General features: G+C 62.7%; 18 protein-coding genes. 10 read left to right on the top strand and 8 right to left on the bottom strand.

Features of this window, described 5'->3' with window-relative positions; all coding sequences use genetic code 11:
• The first annotated feature begins 74 nt into the window (after positions 1-74).
• Genes AC1DWA_RS07470 through AC1DWA_RS07455 form a run of 4 tightly spaced genes read left to right on the top strand, consistent with a single transcriptional unit; the run spans position 75 to position 4,201 of the window.
• On the top strand, positions 75-1,031 hold the full coding sequence (locus tag AC1DWA_RS07470; RefSeq protein ID WP_019746259.1) for an ABC transporter permease: 957 nt from the start codon (positions 75-77) through the stop codon (positions 1,029-1,031).
• Positions 1,024-2,118, top strand: a complete 1,095-nt coding sequence (locus AC1DWA_RS07465) for an ABC transporter permease (RefSeq protein ID WP_020968023.1) — start codon at positions 1,024-1,026, stop codon at positions 2,116-2,118. Before AC1DWA_RS07470 ends, AC1DWA_RS07465 begins: the two co-directional genes overlap by 8 nt.
• Complete coding sequence (locus tag AC1DWA_RS07460) at positions 2,115-3,212, top strand: ABC transporter ATP-binding protein (RefSeq protein ID WP_020905655.1); 1,098 nt, start codon at positions 2,115-2,117, stop codon at positions 3,210-3,212. The genes AC1DWA_RS07465 and AC1DWA_RS07460 overlap by 4 nt, the downstream gene beginning before the upstream one ends.
• Positions 3,212-4,201, top strand: coding sequence for an ABC transporter ATP-binding protein (locus AC1DWA_RS07455; RefSeq protein WP_021332638.1), 990 nt, complete (start codon positions 3,212-3,214; stop codon positions 4,199-4,201). Before AC1DWA_RS07460 ends, AC1DWA_RS07455 begins: the two co-directional genes overlap by 1 nt.
• Here the strand turns inward: AC1DWA_RS07455 and AC1DWA_RS07450 are convergent, their stop codons facing one another.
• From AC1DWA_RS07450 to lysX, 4 genes are all read right to left on the bottom strand, one after another.
• The gene (locus AC1DWA_RS07450; protein WP_031330982.1) at positions 4,202-4,801 is read right to left on the bottom strand and encodes a histidine phosphatase family protein; all 600 of its coding nucleotides are present in this window, start codon (positions 4,799-4,801) and stop codon (positions 4,202-4,204) included.
• Positions 4,802-4,806: 5 nt separating this feature from the next.
• Positions 4,807-6,216: a GGDEF domain-containing protein gene (locus AC1DWA_RS07445; RefSeq protein WP_019746264.1), complete on the bottom strand. Its 1,410-nt coding sequence runs from the start codon at positions 6,214-6,216 to the stop codon at positions 4,807-4,809.
• 78 nt (positions 6,217-6,294) lie between these two features.
• Positions 6,295-7,185 (bottom strand): alpha/beta fold hydrolase, encoded by an 891-nt coding sequence (locus AC1DWA_RS07440; protein ID WP_477846510.1) that lies wholly within the window; start codon positions 7,183-7,185, stop codon positions 6,295-6,297.
• A gap of 13 nt (positions 7,186-7,198) precedes the next feature.
• Entirely contained in the window at positions 7,199-10,555 is a 3,357-nt protein-coding gene (gene lysX, locus AC1DWA_RS07435) for a bifunctional lysylphosphatidylglycerol synthetase/lysine--tRNA ligase LysX (protein WP_019746266.1), read from the bottom strand.
• Between the two features lie 88 nt (positions 10,556-10,643).
• Here lysX and AC1DWA_RS07430 point away from each other — a divergent pair, with 88 nt between their 5' ends.
• Complete coding sequence (locus tag AC1DWA_RS07430) at positions 10,644-10,871, top strand: RNA-binding S4 domain-containing protein (protein WP_003943569.1); 228 nt, start codon at positions 10,644-10,646, stop codon at positions 10,869-10,871.
• A gap of 15 nt (positions 10,872-10,886) precedes the next feature.
• Here AC1DWA_RS07430 and rraA read toward each other — a convergent pair whose 3' ends face one another.
• A complete protein-coding gene (gene rraA / locus AC1DWA_RS07425) occupies positions 10,887-11,363 on the bottom strand; it encodes a ribonuclease E activity regulator RraA (protein ID WP_003943552.1) in 477 nt (158 codons plus the stop codon).
• A 72-nt stretch (positions 11,364-11,435) separates the two neighbouring features.
• Here rraA and AC1DWA_RS07420 point away from each other — a divergent pair, with 72 nt between their 5' ends.
• The gene (locus AC1DWA_RS07420; protein WP_477846509.1) at positions 11,436-12,422 is read left to right on the top strand and encodes a DUF2332 domain-containing protein; all 987 of its coding nucleotides are present in this window, start codon (positions 11,436-11,438) and stop codon (positions 12,420-12,422) included.
• Here AC1DWA_RS07420 and AC1DWA_RS07415 read toward each other — a convergent pair.
• Entirely contained in the window at positions 12,419-13,039 is a 621-nt protein-coding gene (locus AC1DWA_RS07415) for a TetR/AcrR family transcriptional regulator (protein ID WP_041814434.1), read from the bottom strand. The two genes, AC1DWA_RS07420 and AC1DWA_RS07415, sit on opposite strands and share 4 nt — an antisense overlap.
• A gap of 124 nt (positions 13,040-13,163) precedes the next feature.
• Between AC1DWA_RS07415 and AC1DWA_RS07410 the strand changes: the two genes are divergently transcribed.
• From AC1DWA_RS07410 to AC1DWA_RS07400, 3 genes are read left to right on the top strand one after another with little or no spacing between them, the layout of a single operon-like run.
• Positions 13,164-14,387, top strand: a complete 1,224-nt coding sequence (locus AC1DWA_RS07410) for a phosphotransferase family protein (protein ID WP_477846508.1) — start codon at positions 13,164-13,166, stop codon at positions 14,385-14,387.
• The gene (locus AC1DWA_RS07405; RefSeq protein WP_477846507.1) at positions 14,384-15,547 is read left to right on the top strand and encodes an Rv3169 family protein; all 1,164 of its coding nucleotides are present in this window, start codon (positions 14,384-14,386) and stop codon (positions 15,545-15,547) included. Before AC1DWA_RS07410 ends, AC1DWA_RS07405 begins: the two co-directional genes overlap by 4 nt.
• A gap of 51 nt (positions 15,548-15,598) precedes the next feature.
• A complete protein-coding gene (locus tag AC1DWA_RS07400) occupies positions 15,599-16,534 on the top strand; it encodes a tyrosine-protein phosphatase (protein WP_477846506.1) in 936 nt (311 codons plus the stop codon).
• A gap of 10 nt (positions 16,535-16,544) precedes the next feature.
• Here AC1DWA_RS07400 and AC1DWA_RS07395 read toward each other — a convergent pair whose 3' ends face one another.
• Positions 16,545-17,120 (bottom strand): hypothetical protein, encoded by a 576-nt coding sequence (locus AC1DWA_RS07395; RefSeq protein ID WP_477846505.1) that lies wholly within the window; start codon positions 17,118-17,120, stop codon positions 16,545-16,547.
• Positions 17,121-17,270: 150 nt separating this feature from the next.
• Between AC1DWA_RS07395 and AC1DWA_RS07390 the strand changes: the two genes are divergently transcribed.
• Positions 17,271-17,735 carry a GNAT family N-acetyltransferase gene (locus tag AC1DWA_RS07390; protein WP_477846504.1) on the top strand — a complete coding sequence of 155 codons (465 nt, stop codon included), beginning with the start codon at positions 17,271-17,273 and terminating at the stop codon, positions 17,733-17,735.
• Positions 17,736-17,917: 182 nt separating this feature from the next.
• Here AC1DWA_RS07390 and AC1DWA_RS07385 read toward each other — a convergent pair whose 3' ends face one another.
• Positions 17,918-18,814 carry an oxygenase MpaB family protein gene (locus tag AC1DWA_RS07385; protein WP_021342356.1) on the bottom strand — a complete coding sequence of 299 codons (897 nt, stop codon included), beginning with the start codon at positions 18,812-18,814 and terminating at the stop codon, positions 17,918-17,920.
• Positions 18,815-18,865 lie beyond the last annotated feature (51 nt).

Genomic DNA, 18,865 nt, shown 5'->3' with positions numbered 1-18,865 from the left:
GAGCTTGAACCAAGACCTGAAATCAGAGGAACTGCTGTGTATTGCGAGCTCGCTGTCCGAAGGAGACGAAATCGATGAACATCGGCGCAATAGGTAAGAAATTGGGCCAGCTCGTCATTGTGATCCTGATCGTCAGCTTCGGAACCTTCGTGCTGGCATCACTGATCCCCGGCGATCCTGCTGTCTCCGTTCTAGGTGAAGGCCGAACGCCCGCCGAGTACGAGGAAGTTCGGCAGCAGCTCGGGCTCAACGATCCACTCCTGGTTCGCTATTGGGACTGGCTGACCAGCGCTCTCCAGGGCGACCTCGGTAATTCGCTTGTTCCCCCGCAGCAGGACGTTCTGACTGCGATCGGCTCGGCACTGCCCGTCAGCGTTCAGTTGGCCGTGATGGGTCTGGTCATCGCACTCGTCGTCGCCGTGCCGCTCGCACTCTGGTCGGCGCACCACGAAGGCGGCGTCATCGACCGCGTCATCAGCGCCGCGACGTTCGGTGTTCTTTCCGTCCCGAGCTTCCTCGCCGGTCTGTTGCTGATCATGGTCACCGTCAATTGGCTCGGCTGGTTCCCGCGATCACAGTGGGTGCGCATCGGGGACAGCCTCTCCGGAAACCTCTCACACGCAATACTCCCGGCTATCACCATCAGCCTCCTCGAGATGGCGATGTTCACTCGCGTTCTCCGATCCGATCTGGTGACGACGCTCCGTGAGGATTACATCCTCGCTTCGAAGGCGAAGGGAATGCCCACGCTGCGAGTGCTTTTCAGTGACGCGCTCCGACCGTCGTCGTTCTCGCTCATCACGATGATGGGTCTGGCTCTCGGCGGCATGATCGGCAGCACCGTGATCGTCGAGACGCTGTTCTCGTTGCCCGGAATGGGCACGCTCATCGTCCGCGCAGCGCAGCAAGGTGATTCGCCGATGCTGCTTGGCGCGGTGGTCGTGATCGCGGTCATCTACGTCCTCGTCAACAGTGCGATCGATGTTCTGTACACCTATCTTGACCCGAGGAGTCGTCGTGTCCATGTCTGAAGTGACGCCAGACGGAGCGGCCCCGTCGCCGGCCCCGTCCGAGGTGATGACATACCGGCAGCAGACAGTCCTGCTGGCTCCCGGTCCCGTCGAGACGTTGGAACAGCCCAAGAATCTGGTCCTGATCGGATCGATTCTCACGGTGATCGGCGTTGCGCTGCTCGGCACCGCACTCTTCGGTTCGGCCATCATGATGACCGTCCGCATCGTGCTCGCGCTCGTTGCCCTGGTTTTCCTCTTCAAGGGTCTCGGCAAGCTCGGTACGTCCAAGTGGGGCAGTCAGTTCGATCTCTCGTACTGGTTGGCATGCATCTGGCTGGCCGCGCTGATCCTGGCCGCGATCTTCGCACCGCTGCTGCCGCTCGGTGAGTACAAGGACACGGTCAAGACCTTGGCCGAGCCGGGCTTCGCCTCGCCGAGCCTGCTCTCCGATCACCCGTTGGGTACCAACAACTTCGGTCTCGACCTGCTTGCCCGCGCTTTGTTCGGTGCCAGGGCATCCTTGACCGTGGCCATCTGCGCCGTACTGATCGGCATGATCATCGGCGGCACCATCGGCGTCATGGCCGGTTACTTCCGCGGCAAGGTCGACGCAGTCGTCGGAATCCTGACCAACTCGCTGCTGGCCATTCCTTCTCTGGTGCTGTTGATCGCACTGGCCGCGGTGCTCACGTCGAACCTGCGCAACATCACCCTCGCACTCTCGATTCTCTGCATTCCCAGCATGGTTCGAATCGCCAGGGCCAACACCATCGTCGTCGCCCAACGGGAGTTCGTGCTTGCCGCGCGGGCCATGGGCGCCACCAAATGGCGCGTCATCTGGCGCGAGTTGGTTCCCAACGTCCTCGTTCCGGTCGCCGCGCTCGGCCTGGTGGCCGTCTCCGGCCTGATTGTCGCGGAAGCATCACTCAGCTTCCTCGGACTCGGTATCGCACAACCTGATCCGACCTGGGGCAACATGATTGCGGAAGGCCAGGGCGGGATCGTGGAGAAGCATCCGTTCATCGTTCTGGTTCCCGGCGTCTTCCTCTTCCTGACGGTGTTCTCCTTCAACCTCATCGGCGAGAAGTATCGGAGTAAGCTGTGACCACTTCAGTTCAGAACGGCGTTCCGCTACTGCAGGCGGACAACATCAGGACCGTATTCGCCACTCCGCGTGGCCAGTTGCGAGCAGTCGACGGTGTCTCGATCCACGTTTCCGCCGGTGAAACTCTCGGTATCGTGGGTGAATCCGGTTCCGGCAAGTCGGTTCTCGGACGCACCATCATGGGTCTGCTGCAGAAGGGTCCGGCTCTGGACATCAGCGGGACGGTGACGTTTGCCGGCCGCGACATGTCGACCATGAAGAAGTCGGAGATGAAGCACTTCTGGGGACCCGAGATCGCCATGGTCTTCCAGGATCCGATGACCTCGCTCAATCCGTTCAAGCGCATCGGTACCCACATCACCGAATCCTTGAAGTTCCACCTGGGTCTGAAGAAGGACGCGGCCCGCGATCGCGCTGCGGAACTCCTGTCGATGGTGGGTATCCCCGAGCCCAAGCGTCGGCTCGATCAGTACCCCCACGAACTTTCGGGCGGTATGCGTCAGCGTGTGGTCATCGCGATGGCCCTGGCCTGCGAGCCGAAACTGCTGATCGCGGACGAGCCGACCACAGCTCTCGACGTGACCGTGCAGAAGCAGATCCTCGACCTGCTCGCCTCGCTCAACGACAAGCTCAACATGGCCGTCATCCTGATCAGCCACGACCTCGGTGTGGTCTCGGGACGGTCGGATCGTGTCGCCGTCATGTACGCCGGTTCCGTCGTGGAAACGTCGGCCACCGAGGAGTTGTTCACTCGTCCGCGCCACCCGTACACCGAAGCGCTGATGGCCGCGATTCCGCGACTCGAATCGCCGACGCACACAGTGCTGCAGACAATTCCGGGTGGACTGCCGGACATGACGAAGCCGATCACCGGTTGCCGCTTCGCCGCTCGCTGCCGGTATGCCCAGGACGACTGCCTGACCGGCGAACCGGCTCTGGCTCCCGGTGGTCTGGGAGACAACACAACCGAAAGTCACACGTTCGCGTGCCACTACCCGGTCGACACCCCTGAAGGCACAACGGCATTGGTCGCCAACGAGAAGGCCGGCACTACCGCAGCGGGCCTCTCGCTCGCGGTGAAGGAGATGGTCTGATGACTGCAGCAACCGAAACCAGAAAGCCCGAGACGGTGGACGCGGCCCTGACGGTCGAGGACCTGGTTGTCGAATTCAACGTCGGCAAGGGGCAGACCGTTCATGCCGTGTCCGGGATCAGCTTCACCGTCGCTCCGGGTGAAACCTTGGGCGTTGTCGGTGAATCCGGCTGTGGCAAGTCCACGGCGGGCCGGGCGATCATGCAGTTGCCCTCACCGACGTCGGGCTCCATTCGCCTCGGAGAGACGGAAATGACGGCACTGGGCGCGGAAGAACTGCGTCGCAGTCGCACTCAGTTGCAGATGATCTTCCAAGATCCGATCTCCTCCCTGAACCCGCGTCGCAAGGTCAAGGCGCTCATCACCGAGGGTCCGTCGATCTGGGGCGGAAAAGACAAGGCCGCCATCGAAGCTCGGGCACGCGAGGTTCTTGCCGAGGTCGGGTTGGACCCGGACATGGTGTGGGACCGGACCCCGCGGGAACTCTCGGGCGGACAGTGCCAGCGTGTGTGCATCGCCCGCGCATTGATGCTCGATCCCAAAGTCCTGATCTGTGACGAGCCGGTCTCGAGCCTCGACGTCTCCGTGCAGGCGCAGATTCTGAACCTGCTCGAGGATGCGAAGAAGCGTCACGGGCTGTCTTTGCTGTTCATCGCGCACAACATGGCCGTCGTGAAGAACATCAGCGACCGCGTGATGATCATGTACTTGGGCCGCGTCTGCGAAATCGTTCCCGCAGAAGACATGCAGAACCGCGCGCTGCACCCGTACACGCAGCTACTGCTGTCGTCGATTCCCGATCCTGATGCCACCGTCACCGCAGCGCAGAACGTCGAGCAGAAGGTCATCGAGCTGCCGTCGCCGCTCAATCCGCCCAGCGGCTGCCGGTTCCGCACGCGGTGCCCGCTGGCCACGGATCTCTGCGCCGAGGAAGTTCCCGAACTTCGTCTCGTCCAGGGCGGTCATCAGGTGGCGTGCCACAACGTGTGACTACACGCGAAGCATGTTGCGTACGTGACCGGTTTCGTTGATCGACCCGACCCTGCGGCTTCCGTCCCGGGAAACAAGAATTCGCGTGACGGACACGTACTCGATCGGGAAGGTCAACGGACGCTCCAGCCCGAGTAGTTCCTGCAGAACGATATTGATGACGCCGCCGTGGCAGAAGATCGCCACGGTGGCGTTGTTGTCGGTTGCGGCGACGACGTCGTCGATCGCACCGAGGACTCGCGCACGAAAAGCGTCGCCGTCCACCGACTCGGGTAGCCATCCGGCCTTGATGCGCGCATACGTTTCCGGTGCGCGTTCCAAGACCTCGTGCATCGGGATGTAGTGGGGCTGCTCGTAGTCGTACTCCGCCAGACCCTCGAGCTCGGTGACCGGAAGATCCAATGCCTGCGCTACCGGGTCCGCGGTCTCGAGTGCGCGCTTCTGCGGGCTACTGAAGAGCCCGGTGATCCGGTAGGGGGCCAAAGCCGCAGGCAGCCGAAGTGCCTGCACGCGACCGGCGTCGGTCAGTGAGGGATCGGCGAAGCCTTCGGTGACCTCGGCCAGTTCGGGGAGCGCGTGTCGGATCAGGAGTAGTTGCACCCACGTCACCTTGCCATGTACAGATCGACGGCCACCACGAGGTTTCGGCCTTCGCGTTTCGCCTGGTACATGGCGGTGTCGGCGATGTCGAGCAGGGCGTCCATCTCGGCCATGGCCTGATCTACCCAGGCGACTCCGATACTGACCGTTCCGGCGAAGCCGCGGATGGATCGGGAGTGCGCCTCCTGTCTCTGCCTGATGCGTTCTGCCAGGGCAATTGCTTCCTCGAATGTGCAGTCGGCGGCGGCGACGGCAAATTCCTCACCGCCAAGTCGACCGGACAGTCCCAGTCCTTCGGTAGTGGCGAGGAGGGTGTTTCCGAACTGTTCGAGGACCGAATCTCCGGTGAGGTGGCCGAGGTTGTCGTTGATCGATTTGAAGTGGTCGAGATCGAGCATCATGACGGCGATCGATTTTCGCGCTGTGTGTTGGGTGTCGAGGAGTTCCTGCGACTGGGTCCAGAACGCATGTCGGCTCAGCGTTCCGGTCAGGGCGTCGCATTCGGCGATGCGTTGGAGTTCACGTTCAGCGCGTCGCTGTGCGCCCGTGGCGACGGCTACGGCGATGGGGGAGAGCGCCATCAAGATGACGGAGATTCTGGTGGTTACACCTTCGCTCAGCAGGTGAACCGGATCGGCCAGGGCCAACCGCCCCTGGCCCGCCATGATCAGCGCCCACGCGCTCCACCCAGCCGCGAGGAGCGAAGTGCTGAACAGCGAGACGCGCATCGCGCACCACAAGAGCGCCGGCATCGGAAGCAGCAATGCGAGGGCTCCCTGCACTTCGAGGGCCAGCGGGAGGCAGGCGAGGAGGGCTGCCAGCGGCAGAAGGATCTGGGCGACTCGTCGAAGTCGCAGATTCTGCCGCACGGACGGCCCGAACGTACGACGGACGTGGTCGAGCGGAGGTGCGGAAAGAAGGATCGGCAGCACGATCAGATAGGTGCACAGGTCGGCGAAGAACCAACCCACCAATTCCGTTCCCGCACCGCTTCCTTCGTGGAGTTGAGTGCGCAGTGCGCTGGCGGACCCAGCCGTGAACGACGCCAGAACCGAGACGACGAAGATTCTGGTCGTGTACTTGGTCTCGGAGATCCGCCGCGGAAAACAGCCGAGCAAGTTCGCGGCGATCAATCCTGTCGTGACGCCGACCAGATTGATCGCATTCAGTTCGAAGGCCCTCTGCACGGGGCTTCCGGTCGCAAGATCCGCCGTCAGCAGCGCGGCGCCGCCGACAGCGAGTCCGATCGGCGCAAACGAGCGTGGGTTACGAAGGAGAATGCCCAGAAGGATCGCGTTGGCGGGCCAGAAGGTCGACAGAAACCCGGGCGGACGGGCGGCGATGCCGGCGAGTGCGACAACGAGTATGGCGACGAAGATCAGCGACGAGCGCACCCGGGTTGTCGAACGATCCATGGCCAGCCTGTCGTAGAAAGCAGAAGCTGTCCGAGCCTAGCAATGATCCGGCTACTGTCCGAGTTGTACGTTGAAGTGTCATTCCCGAAGGTTCGGCTGCGTGAGGCGCCGAATCAAGTTCGCCAACTCCTCGGGCTGATCGATCATCGCGTGGTGATGCGCCGGGCGCAGGACGTGAAAACTCCCGCCGAGGTAGGTGGCGAGTTTCTGCTGCTTTGCCATCCAGGCGATGGACCAGGGAGTGGTGTGGCCAGTGTGTGCAGCGACGACGCTGAGGTCGATGTCGGGCAGTGGATGCTTGCTCGAGCGTCGTAAAGCGGTGAGCTCCAGCGCCATATCGGTGTACGCGACGTATTCGATCATCGCCGCCTCGAGATAATGAGGTTCGCGGTAGATCTTCCTGACCCATTCGAGGGTGGCTTCGGACGACCCGCTCGGCGGCACGGACTGGTTGAGGATCTTGCGCGTCGTGGTGCCGAGGAGTCGTTGGAGCCCGGTGGTGCTGAACGAGGCTGCGGCGGCCCGGGAGGCGATCAGCAGCAGGTCACGGGGGAAAAGACGTTTCGGTTCTTTCTCGGCACTGGAATCGAGGAGCAGCATCCCCGCCGCCCGATCGGGGAACAGTCGCGCGAAGCCTTCGGCGTAGAAGCCGGCGATGGAGTGGCCGACGACGACGGCCGGCCGTGCCAATCCCAGAGTGTCGAGCACGTCGCGGATCCGCTGAGCTTCGCCGCGGACGGTCGGCACTTCGGAAGACGGCTCGCTGAGTCCGAAGCCCGGGCGATCGAAGCGGACGACGGTGTGGTCCGACTGGAGATGACGCGCGCAGTCATCCCAGTCGAACCAGTTGCCCGCCAGTCCGCCGCACAGGACGACGACGGGGCCGTCGCCCTCGGCAAGAACATGCAGTCGGCTCTCGCCGACCTGCAAGATCTCGCCCGGTGGTTTCACGTGGAACAATTCCGGCACGTGAGAATCCGGACTACTGACGCGGTTTCGCGAGGGGGAAGGCCAGCGTCTCGCGGATGCTGCCGCCCGTGATCAGCATGACGATTCGGTCGACGCCCATCCCGAGACCACCCGTCGGCGGCATCGCGTGTTCGAGGGCCTGAAGGAAGTCCTCGTCCAATTCCATCGCTTCTGGATCACCGCCGGCCGCGAGCATCGACTGCTCGGTGAGCCGGTTGCGCTGATCCACGGGGTCGGTCAACTCGCTGTACGCGGTTCCCAGTTCGACACCCCATGCGACGAGGTCCCACTTCTCGGCAACGCCGGGGATGCTGCGATGCGGCCGGGTGAGCGGAGACATCGAGGTGGGGAAGTTGGTGTAGAACGTCGGGAACTCCGTGTAGTCCTCGACCAGGTGCTCGTACATCTCCTGCGCGATGGCGCCGGTATCCCAGCTGGACTGGTACGGGATCTCGTTGGCGTCGCACAGCTTCTGCAGGTCTTCGAGACTCGTCTCGGGGGAGACGTCGACACCAAGCTTTTCGGCGACGGCGCCGTGCATCGTCTTCACCGGCCACTCGCCGGAGATGTCGACCTCGACCAATTCGCCGTCCGGGCCGGGTCGCATGATGATTTCGCGCCCGAACGCTGCGACGGCCGCGGCTTGGATGAGCTCGCGGCACATCCGCATCATGCCCTCGTAGTCGCTGTGCGCCTCGTAGGCCTCGAGGATCGTGAATTCGGGATTGTGTTTGAAGTCGACGCCCTCGTTGCGGAACACGCGGCCGATCTCGAACACCTTCTCCATACCCGCGACGCACAAACGCTTCAGGTACAGCTCGGGTGCGATGCGGAGATAGAGGTCGAGGTTGTACGCGTTGATGTGTGTCAGGAACGGAGCGGCGTTCGCGCCGCCGTGCACCTGCTGCAGGATCGGGGTCTCGACTTCGAGGTATCCGCGACCACCGAGTGAATCGCGCAGCGACTTCACGACGGCGCTTCGGGCCTCGAGCAGTTCGCGGGCCTTCGGGTTGAGGGCGATGTCGAGGTACCGCTGGCGGACTCGGGTCTCGGGATCCGAGAGGCCCTTCCACTTGTCCGGCAGCGGGTGCAGGCACTTGCCGTTCATGCGCCACTCGACGGCGATGAGCGACAGCTCGCCCTTGCGGCTGCGCCCGATGGTTCCGCTCACTTCGATCAGGTCACCGAGATCGAACTCGGCAGCGAACTCCGCCAGCTTCTCCCGGCCGACGTTGTCCTGGTCGACCAGAACCTGGATGTCGCCGGACCAGTCGCGCACGTCCGTGAACACGACTCCGCCGTAGTCGCGAACCCTCAGCAGGCGTCCCGCGATGCGTACGCGGGTGCCCTCCGGCGACTTCGCTGCGGCGGCAATCGTGTGGGTCGGCGGATAGGCGACGGGGTAGGCGGCGATCCCTTCGTCGGCGAGTTGCGCGAGCTTGTTCATGCGCACCCGAACCTGCTCGGGTCGACGCGGACCGTTGGTCGTGAACGACGGCGCCGAGTCCGGCGGGCTGCCGTCGGCGTGCAGTCCTTCGGAAGTCACCAGAGCTGCCGGCACCGCCGCATGTGTTCCGGTGTGCTTGACGACCTGGCTCGACTTGCGTCCGAAACTGGGCAGAACCACAAAGCCTTCGGCGATGGCCGACGCGAATCCGACGCGTGGAAGCTCACGGTTGTCCTCGAAGCAGAGAAAACGCGGCTCCCAATCCGGCTGGTACTTCACGTTCGAGCGGTACAGCGCTTCGAGCTGCCACCAGCGGGAGAAGAAGACGAGCACCGAGCGCCAGATACGGAGGATCGGGCCGGCGCCGATGCGCGAACCTTCCTCGAACACCGAGCGGAAGACGGCGAAGTTGAGCGAGACCCGCACGACGCCGATCTCGTCGGAACGTGTGGCCAACTCCGAGACCATCAATTCGACGACTCCGTTGGGCGCCGTCGGCTTGCGACGCATCAGGTCGAGCGAAACGCCGTTCGGTCCCCACGGCACGAGCGAAAGCATGCCGACGACGCTTTCGTCCTCCGTGCCTTCGCCCATGACGGCTTCGACGAGGAGGCAGTCGCCGTCGAGGTGATCGCCCAGTCGGCCGAGCGCCATGGAGAAGCCGCGCTCGGTGTCGGTGTCACGCCAGTCGTCCGCGCGGATGATGACGGCCGCCATGTCCTCGGGCGGGATGTCGCGATGGCGTCGCATCCGCACGGTGACGCCGTGGCGCCTGACGCGGGTGACGGCCTGGCGCACCGGGCGCATGTCGCGTCCGTTGAGGTTGAACTCGCGGGTGCGCAGGATCGCTTCGTCGCCGAGTTGCAGGACGCTCAAGCCTGCCTTCTTGTACGCCGTCGCCCCGGTTTCGCTGGCGCCCATGACGGCCGTCGCCCAGCCGTACTGCGAGGCCAGGTCCTGCCACGCTTCGATGGCGTGCGGCCACGCCTCGGGATCGCCGATGGGATCACCACTGGCGAGGCAGACGCCGATCTCGACGCGGTACGTGATCGCGGCCTTGCCGCTCGGCGCGAAGATGACGGCCTTGTCGCGGCGGGTGGCGAAGTAGGCGAGGGAGTCGTCGGCGCCGAAGTTCTGGATCAACCCGCGGATCGCGGACTCGTCGTTTCCGGTGAGCGCGTTGTTGGAGCGTTGCGCGCGGAAGAGCGTCATAACGGCGGCGAGTAGTGCGATGGCGCCGAGGAGACCGAGGACCGTGTTGACGAAGACGCGTGGATGGCCGTCGAACACCTCGTTGTCGACCGAAGCCGCCGCGGTGACGCGGTTCAGGGCCCAGAGGAATCGTTGGTTCTGCGGCAGGTCGCCCGGGAAGAGTTCGACAAGGCCCCAACCGATCACGGTCGCGACAGCCATGCCGCCGATCAGTACGCCGAGCGCTTTCCAACCGGCGCCGCGTCGTACGCGTGTGTAGAACTCGGGCCTCGCGGCGATGAGGATTCCGATCACGACAAGCAAAACGACAGCGGCGACGGCGTTGTTCGGGTTCTTGTCGACGATTGTGGAGGCGATGTTGGTGAGGGTGATCAGCGCGAGGTAGATCGTCAGCAGCCACCAGGCGATGCGCTTGCGACTCGCGAGGGCCGCGGCGAGCAGGGCGACGACGAGCGCCCACGACAGGCTCGTATCCGGTGCGTCGAAGTAGTAGCTGTCGATGTATTCGCGTGGGACGCGGAGGATGTGCCGCAGAACCGGCGAGATGCTCCACAGGAACACCAGTACGGAGAAAACTCCGAGGATCAATCCCGAGATATGGGGAACCTGGCTGAACCGCCCTTTGCGGAATCGCCGCGCCTGGCGCGGATTTTCGGGTGGCGATTCCACCAGCTCTGCAGTGGTGTCCGATACCTCGGTCAATGGTGCCATCGAGCTTCCTCTCCTACCGGTCGATCAGATCCTCACGCTAAGTGTGGTCTGTCGTGTCCAGTTTTGTGGGAGGAGGAAGATGATTGACATGACCGACAACATTCCAGCAGTACCCATCCGCGACGAAATGATTCGGCTCGGTCAGTTTCTCAAGCTCGCGAACCTCATCGAATCGGGCGCGGAGGCCAAGGAAGTGATCGCCGACGGCATGGTTTCGGTCAACGGTGAGGTCGAAGATCGTCGGGGCCGCCAGCTTCGTGACGGCGATGTCGTCGAGATCGGCGGGATGGCCGCCAAAGTGGAAGCCCCCGCCTGATCCCGCGACTTCTGACTAGCTTTCGCGAACGACGACGCCGTCCTGGTCGCTGTAGACGATCTCACCGGGGTTGAAGGTGACTCCGCCGATTTCGATCGGCACGTTCTTCTCGCCCGAACCAGTCTGAGTGCTCTTGCGCGGGTTGGTGCCCAGCGCCTTGACGCCGATGTCGAGGGTGCGCAGGATCGCCGAGTCGCGGACAGCTCCGTTGACGATGACGCCGGCCCAGCCGTTGTCGACGCCGCGGCCGGCGATGATGTCGCCGACCAGGGCGGTGTGGATGCTCGCGTCACCGTCGACGACGAGGACTCCACCGTTGCCCGGTTCGCTGAGGGTCTGCTTCACGAGCAGGTTGTCCTGGAAGCACTTGATGGTCGTGATGGGGCCGGCAAACACTTCACGTCCACCGAACTGGGTGAACTGTGTGTCGCAGCTACGGATGTCGGGTCCGATCTCGTCGGCAAGGTCAGCGGTCGCTACAGGCTCGGTCATGCCCCACAGGATAGTCGGCAGAGAGTTGACCACGGGTTCCCAGACCTATGCCGCATCCGGTAGACATCGACGGTGGACACATCGCGCTGGTACCGATCGTTCGCGGAAGTGGAAGCCCGAGGGAACTCCGAGGTCTACGAGGAATGGGGCAACGGCGTATCGGAGGATCCAGCAGTCCTCGCTCTGATCGATCGACTTCCAGAACCCCGCAGGCAACCCAACCTGATATTCGGGGCGAGCCGTCACCTCGGTGCACCGGTCGCGCCGTATGCGTCGTTTCGCCGGTGGCTGAGGGAGAACTGGTCTGCGGTTGAACAACTTGCGCGGATCCGGACTACCCAGACCAATGAAGCAGGCCGCGCTGCTGTGTTGCTTCCCGTTCTCGGGTTGTTGAAGGGCCCGCTCTCCCTCATCGAAGTCGGTGCTTCGGCGGGCCTGTGCCTTTATCCGGACCGCTACAGCTATCTCTACGACGGCGAAAAGTATCTGCATCCAGTCGATGGTCCGTCCACCGTTCTGCTGGAGTGCGCGACGACTGGCAGTCCGCCGATTCCGGAGAGCGTCCCAGACGTGGTGTACCGGGCGGGCATAGATCTGAATCCACTCGATGTACGCGACACCGACGACATGAGATGGTTGGAGAGTCTTGTGTGGCCGGAGCAGGACCATCGCCGTCAGCGATTACGCGACGCTGCTGCACTCGCTCGTGTGGATCCACCGCATCTGGTTCGCGGAGATCTCACGGCGGCTGTTGCCGATCTGGTCCGGCGTGCGCCACAGAACACAACGGTCGTGGTCTATCACAGTGCAGTCCTCAACTATCTGACCCTCACTGCCAGAGAGGAATTCGCAGAAACTGTTCGTGCTTTGCCATGCCACTGGATAGCCAACGAAGGTCTTGGGGTTCTGCCCGAAGTCGATGCCAAGTTGACGGCATCACCAGAGGCGCGCCGTGGCAAATTTGTTGTCTCTCTTGACGGCGCACCCCGCGGGCTAGCTGGTGGCCATGGGCAGTCCCTCGACTGGTTAGACCAAACCCGCACGGCGCCAGCAGGTTAGGTGCTGGGAAGTATGCCGTTCAGCACTATGTCGGCGAGAGAATCGGCAAACGGTCCCGGGTCCGAGACGTCACGAACCGACAGTGCGAAGATGGCCGCGCCAGCCATGATGTCGAGAAGAGCGTCGGCGTCGACGCCACTTCGGATGTCGCCGCGCTCCCTCGCCGCTTCCAGTCGACGGTTCAGCTCGACGCGGACTCCGGCCAGTTGCCGCACCACGAGAACGTCGCGTAATTCCGCGTTTGTGCGCACTTCGCTCATCAGTCCGGGCGCCGCGGCCCGGGTGGCGGGAGCGGCAAACAGTGCCACCGCGCCCTGCACAAGCGCGCGAATCTGATCCGCGATCGTGCCCTCGGCGCCGAGTTCGGTGTCGATGTCCGCGCCCTGTTCGACGTCGAGTACCGGATAGATCGCGTCGTTGACGATGTGTGCCTTCGACGGCCACCGACGGTAGATGGCTGGACGCCCGACTCCCGCGCGCGTCGCGATGGCGTCGATGGATGTGCCGGCGTACCCCTTTTCCTCCAACAGTTGCCTGGTCGCATCCAGTACTGCGTCGTCGATTGCAGGGTTTCGCTGCGGGCCCAGGCGGTGCTGAGTTTCGGAATCTTTGGACATTTTGGGCAAATCCCTTGCGGTATCGCTGTGATGGCCGTTACATTCTGTCACGGCTTTAGTCGATACATATTGTATCGACTATCGGCACGTGCGCATCGGCGCCACCGAACCACGAGGAGTGGTGATGAACCTTCGAACCGAAACAGAAACCTCAGGCGAAGATCCCGACTACGCCGAATTCGCCAGGCCCGGCGAATCCCGCAACGACCCGGCAGAGATGCGGCGCAGCCTCGAAGGCTGGCTCACGACCGTGCTGTGGCGAGGCTCGAAACCTTCCGTGACCTCGGTCGAGGTGCCGGCCGCGAACGGCATGTCCAACGAGACCGTGCTGTTCGATGCGACGTGGATCGAGGACGGGATTCGAGCCGAGCATCGCCTGGTCGCCCGCATCGCTCCACGAGACAGTGCGGTGCCGATCTTCCCGTCGTACAACCTGGACCAGCAGTTTCGGGTCATGAGCGCCGTCGCAGCTCATACGTCGGTGCCGATCCCACGCGTGTACTGGTCCGAGAGCAACCCGGACGCGCTCGGTGGCGAGTTCTTCGTGATGGAACGGCGCGACGGCGAAATCCCGCCAGACGTCATGCCGTACACGTTCGGATCCTGGCTCTCGGAGGCTTCAGCGGACGACTGTTCTCGACTCCAGCAGTCATCGGTCCAGGTGCTGGCGGAGTTGCACACTATGGCCGATCCACACCTGGCTCTCCCCGAGTTGTGCCGCGATGGTACCGAACCGACTGGGGCAGAAGCACTTCGCGCGCACCTCGAGGACCAGCGACGCTATTACGAGTGGGCAACAGTCGACGGACCAGGATCTCCGTTGATCGAGCGCGGCTTCGACTGGATCGAAGCGAACTTTCCCGTCGATGCCGGTTCCGCGGTGCTCTGCTGGGGTGACTCGCGGATCGGAAATGTCATCTACCGCGACTTCGAACCAGCGGCGGTCCTCGACTGGGAGATGGCCACACTGGGGCCGCGTGAGCTGGACCTCGGCTGGATGATCTTCCAGCACAGGTTCTTCGAGGATCTCGCTGCCATGGCCGGACTCCCCGGAATGCCGGATTTCCTTCGTCGTGAGGACGTGGCAGAGGCCTACCGCTCGCTTTCGGGCCACGAGGTTGCGGATCTAGATTTCTACATCGTGTACGCCGCGCTGCGGCATGCGGTGATCATGTTCCGAGTCCAAAGTCGCGCAGTGGCTTTCGGTCAGGCCGAACTCCCCGACAACCCGGACGAGATGATCCTGCACCACAAGACACTCGAAGCCATGCTCGACGGCACCTATTGGGAATCGCTCGCTACAGCCACGCTCACAACAGCGTCGGTCGCAACAGGAGATGCACGATGACACTGTCCCCGCTCGACGACTACCCGGTACATCAGATCGCCGAGACCATCCGCCACGTGGGCACCTCGGATCGAAACTTCTACGACCGCTACTACTTCAACTGCCATGCAGGCGTCGACGGCGATACCGAGCCGCTGTTTCTCATCATCGGTCTCGGTCAGTACCCCAATCTCGGTGTGTGCGACGGCTTTGCGGTTCTTCGGCGCGGCGACGACCATATCGTCTTCCGGGCATCCCGCGCCTTGGGTGACGATCGTATGGACCTGTCAGTAGGCCCGTTGAGGATCGAGATCATCGAGGGTCTGCACCGTCTGCGGGTGGTGTTGGACCCGAGTCCCGAAGCGCCGGACCTGAGCTTCGACCTCACCTTCGAGTCCGACGGCCCCGCCAATCTCGAGGCCAGGCATTTCCATCGCCAACTGGAACGAGTCACCTTCGACACGCAACGATTCGTGCAGACCGGAACATGGTCCGGATCCCTGACCGTCGACGGCGACGTCATCCCGGTCACCCCGGAGACGTGGCGGGGTAATCGCGATCGATCCTGGGGTGTTCGACCGGTCGGCGAGGCGGAACCTCCTGGACGCAAGGCGGATCCGTCGATCGCCGGCAGTCAGAACTTCTTCTGGATCTACTCGATCATGCAATTCGGGGACTTCACCGTCGTCACGGTCGTTCAAGAGGATCAGCAGGGACGCCGAATTCTGGAGGATGCGACACGCGTCTGGGCGGATCGTTCGCGCGAGCCGGAGTGGTTGGGTCGACCGGACCACCAGCTCACCTTCATTTCCGGTACCCGCGAGGTGAAGAGCGGAACTCTGTACTTCCGGCGTCCCGGTGCACCAGGCGAATCCGACCCCATCCTGGAGATAACCTGCGAACCGATTCTGCCCAACTACATCGGTGTCGGTACGGGCTACGGACTCGAGCAGGATTGGCGCCACGGGATGTGGCAGGGAGAACTGGTGGTTCAGGGCCTGCGAGAGAAGGTTTCGGACATCGAACCGTGGAAGAAGATGCTGTGCCCGGTCGACAATTTGGCCCGGTTCACCCTTGTAGAAGACGGCGTAACTCGCACCGGGACAGGACTGTTCGAGGTAGCAGTCATTGGACCCCACCAGCGATACGGGTTCACCGGAATCGGTGACGTCGCACCGTAACTCCAGCTCGCCAAACCGCAAATCCCAAACCACAGAGAGAGACACTGCCACATGTCCACACGCTCACGAATGTTGTTCGCTCGCACTGCGAAGACCGCCGCACTTGTTGTCACCGGAGGCCTGTTGTTTGCCGCTCCCGCCACGGCCATCCCGCTCGACTTGGGCTCTCTCAACACGGGATCGGTCGATCTCGGCTCGCTCGATCCTGTGCTCGCGCCGACACCGAACTTGGCCTCCGTGGCCAACTTTCGCGACGTCGCCGGCAATGACGGTAGGGGATACGCCACCGTCGACGGCTCGCACCTCAAGCGCGGCGTCATCTACCGGTCCAATGCGCTGACCGCGACCAGCGACGCAGACAAGGCGACGCTCACCGGCCTCGGACTTGCCGACGCCTATGACCTCCGCGGTTCAACCGAGATCTCCAACCCGTTCATCGGTGGCGCGGACAAGCTCCCGGACGGTGTGACGTACACGAACATCCCCATCGAGTTCAAGGATCTCACTCAGCTGGCCACAACGATCAAGTCGCCGGAAGAGGCCAAGCAGTTCTTGGTCGACACCAACCGCAGTTTTGTCACCGATCCCGTGCGCCGCGCCGGCTTCAAGCAGGTTCTCTCGGACATCGCTGCTGGTGACGGGGTGCAGTTGTTCCATTGCACTTCAGGCAAGGACCGCACGGGTTGGACCGCGATGTTGCTGCAGACCATCGCTGGTGTCCCCGCCCAGACGATCATGGACGACTATCTGTTGAGCAACACCTACCTTCAGGCGACCAACGAGAAGATCCTTGCGCAGATCTCTCAGGCTTTGAGCCCGCAGGTAGCGACCAATCTCGAGCCAGCCCTCGGTGTCGATGCGTCGTACCTGGAAGCTGGACTCGCGCAGATAGCCAGCGATTACGGAACCGTCGACGGTTATCTCACCGAAGGTCTCGGACTCACTGCGGACACGATCGCGCTTCTGAAGGCCAAGCTGGTCGGCTAGTTTCACGCTGTTAGAACCGTTGAACGAACGAGTACCAGTCGCCGTCGAACTCCTGGTAACCGATCTCGCCGTCGCGGCGGGGCTTGCCGAGATATGGTGCGCCGTCGGGTAAGTACGCCAATCCGATCGAATCGATCAGACCGCCCTCGATGTGGAAGCGGCACCCGTTGCCGACGGGCCAGACCTGCAGGACCCGGTAGACGCCAATTGTTCGGTTGTCCAACGACTTCTGGCAATCCGCGGCCACTGCTTCGAGCGAATCTTTCGACAATGCAAACGCAACACGCGAGGGGACGGACAAGGTCACGAGCGCGCCGGTGACGAGGACTATCACCGGCGCGATCGTGCTCAAACGCAGGGTTTTGTACTTCATCCAGCCAATCAGGCTGAGTATCAACCACACTCCACCCAAACCGAGTAACACTGAGGCGGCGAGCGCAAAGAATGGAAAGTACACAACCGGCGGCATAAAGGACCACACGATGACGCCGCATGTGAGAGCGACAAGCACTGCGATGACAACTGCCATCACCTTCCACCAGGATGCCGGACCTCCGCGCGCAGTTGTCGGATCACCGTCAGTCATCGGACAACCCTTGCACAAGGCAGTAATTGTGGGGTGGCAACGAATGGAATTGTTGCCACTGGTTTACGTCGAGGCCGTCGTGCGTTGATCCGAGAATTGGTCACTTTCAGCGCCGGCTATCTCTCTGATGCCGGAGGGTATGGTCGGATTGTGAACCAGGATCTGATCATTCGCCGCTACCTACCCTCGGATGAGGATGTGGTCGTCGACCTGTGGTCGCGCGCTGCCCGTGAAGCCCATCCATTCCTTGCAGGCGAGGGGACCGGTGAGCGGGAGCAGAAGATGCGAGAGGTCTATCTGATTCAGGCCGACAATTGGGTGGCTGAGCACAACTCCGAAGTTGTTGGCCTGTTGGGAATGATCGGCTCCGAAATCGGGGGACTGTTCGTCGCGCCGGCATCACAGGGGTTGGGAGTCGGGAGGGCGTTGGTCGAACACGCCACCACCATGCACGACGAGGTGACACTCGAGGTTTACACCCTCAACGATCGCGCCCGCAGGTTCTATGCGCTGATGGAGTTCGAAGAAGAGGGGCGCCGACACGACGCCGAGACGAACCACGAATTGATCACTCTGCGTCGTACTGGTCGCGACTCCTCCCTCATTCAGGCCTGAGAAAGGCGATTCAGCCCAGCGCAGGGTGCCAGGAGTTCCACCACTCCACGATGGGAACCAGCCAGGGAGTCCAGATCTTCCAACTGTCACCGAGTCCGTACGGCGGTATCGGAATCATGACCATCGCCTCCTGAACGTCCCGCAGACAAACTCGTCCGTGAATCTGATGTATCCCAACGCACCTACGCTTGGGCCTGCTGGTCTGCCTGCAGGTGCTTGACCGGGCATCCCGTGGGGAAGGTGCCGAGGTCTTCGACCTTGTAACCGTTCGGGTAGCTGCGGATGTTGGGCAGCTCGCGGGCGAATTTCCGCTTCGTACGCACCGGGAAGAAGCGCAGCAGACGCGCACGGACCTTCAGCGCACCGCGCGAGACGACGCGCATCGCGGTGCTCGGGTGCTTGTAGTGGAAGGCGTCGAGTAGGTGATCGTCCATGAGGGCGAACGCGAATCCCTTGACCAGAGCCTTCGGCGCCAGGTTGTTGGGCGGGAAGGTGCACATCAGGTCGAGGGTGGAATCGGCAACGGCCCGCGCTCCGGAGTCAAATGAAAAGTGTTCGCGCTCATAGTCGTCGAGAAGTTTGACGAACCCCTCGTAGGTGTCAGGCGTGTCCTTGATGTTCATGTACCGACCCAGGTGGCGGTAATAATTCGTCGACCCGACGATCTCGTTGTCGGTCATCTTCCGCCAGCCGTACTCGTCGAGCCATCTGACCGGCGTGACGACAAAGGTGGCCAGAACGTAGAGCATGTCGTCGTTGGAGATGTCGTAAGAACCGTGCATCTGATTCATTCGACGGACGCTCTTGCGGCCTTCGGTGCTGCTGAGGCCGTGCTCGAGGATGGCGTCGAGGATCAGGCTGGTGTCGTCGTAGCGCTTTTGAACCTTGTCGGTGAACTCGCCCGTCGAGAAGAGGAGCTTGCCGATGGAAGGGACCGCGTACGTGCGAAAAAGGGCGAAGCTGAGCGCCTGATTGATGTCCCAGGGAAACTCTTGCGCCGCGAGAATGCGCGACATCTCTTCGTAATCGGTTTCGGGATCGAGTCGATCCGTGCGACTGCGGAGGTCGTAGCGCTTCATCTGAACACTCCCTGGGACTGGTCTGCGCGCTGCAGAGGTAGGTGTGAGCTG

The organism is Rhodococcus sp. P4_F3_2, from assembly GCF_056401335.1.
The sequence above is the reverse complement of the archived record's forward strand: the minus strand, read 5'-3'. Positions and strand labels throughout refer to the sequence as shown.

Excerpts from the sequence above, each read along its gene's own strand:
- AC1DWA_RS07415 (WP_041814434.1), bottom strand. The coding sequence starts at position 13,039 with ATGTCCAAAGATTCCGAAACTCAGCACCGCCTGGGCCCGCAGCGAAAC.
- AC1DWA_RS07410 (WP_477846508.1), top strand. The coding sequence starts at position 13,164 with ATGAACCTTCGAACCGAAACAGAAACCTCAGGCGAAGATCCCGACTAC.
- AC1DWA_RS07445 (WP_019746264.1), bottom strand. The coding sequence starts at position 6,216 with ATGGATCGTTCGACAACCCGGGTGCGCTCGTCGCTGATCTTCGTCGCC.
- AC1DWA_RS07395 (WP_477846505.1), bottom strand. The coding sequence starts at position 17,120 with ATGACTGACGGTGATCCGACAACTGCGCGCGGAGGTCCGGCATCCTGG.
- AC1DWA_RS07455 (WP_021332638.1), top strand. The coding sequence starts at position 3,212 with ATGACTGCAGCAACCGAAACCAGAAAGCCCGAGACGGTGGACGCGGCC.
- rraA (WP_003943552.1), bottom strand. The coding sequence starts at position 11,363 with ATGACCGAGCCTGTAGCGACCGCTGACCTTGCCGACGAGATCGGACCC.
- AC1DWA_RS07385 (WP_021342356.1), bottom strand. The coding sequence starts at position 18,814 with ATGAAGCGCTACGACCTCCGCAGTCGCACGGATCGACTCGATCCCGAA.
- lysX (WP_019746266.1), bottom strand. The coding sequence starts at position 10,555 with ATGGCACCATTGACCGAGGTATCGGACACCACTGCAGAGCTGGTGGAA.
- AC1DWA_RS07470 (WP_019746259.1), top strand. The coding sequence starts at position 75 with ATGAACATCGGCGCAATAGGTAAGAAATTGGGCCAGCTCGTCATTGTG.
- AC1DWA_RS07400 (WP_477846506.1), top strand. The coding sequence starts at position 15,599 with ATGTCCACACGCTCACGAATGTTGTTCGCTCGCACTGCGAAGACCGCC.
- AC1DWA_RS07430 (WP_003943569.1), top strand. The coding sequence starts at position 10,644 with ATGACCGACAACATTCCAGCAGTACCCATCCGCGACGAAATGATTCGG.
- AC1DWA_RS07465 (WP_020968023.1), top strand. The coding sequence starts at position 1,024 with ATGTCTGAAGTGACGCCAGACGGAGCGGCCCCGTCGCCGGCCCCGTCC.
- AC1DWA_RS07405 (WP_477846507.1), top strand. The coding sequence starts at position 14,384 with ATGACACTGTCCCCGCTCGACGACTACCCGGTACATCAGATCGCCGAG.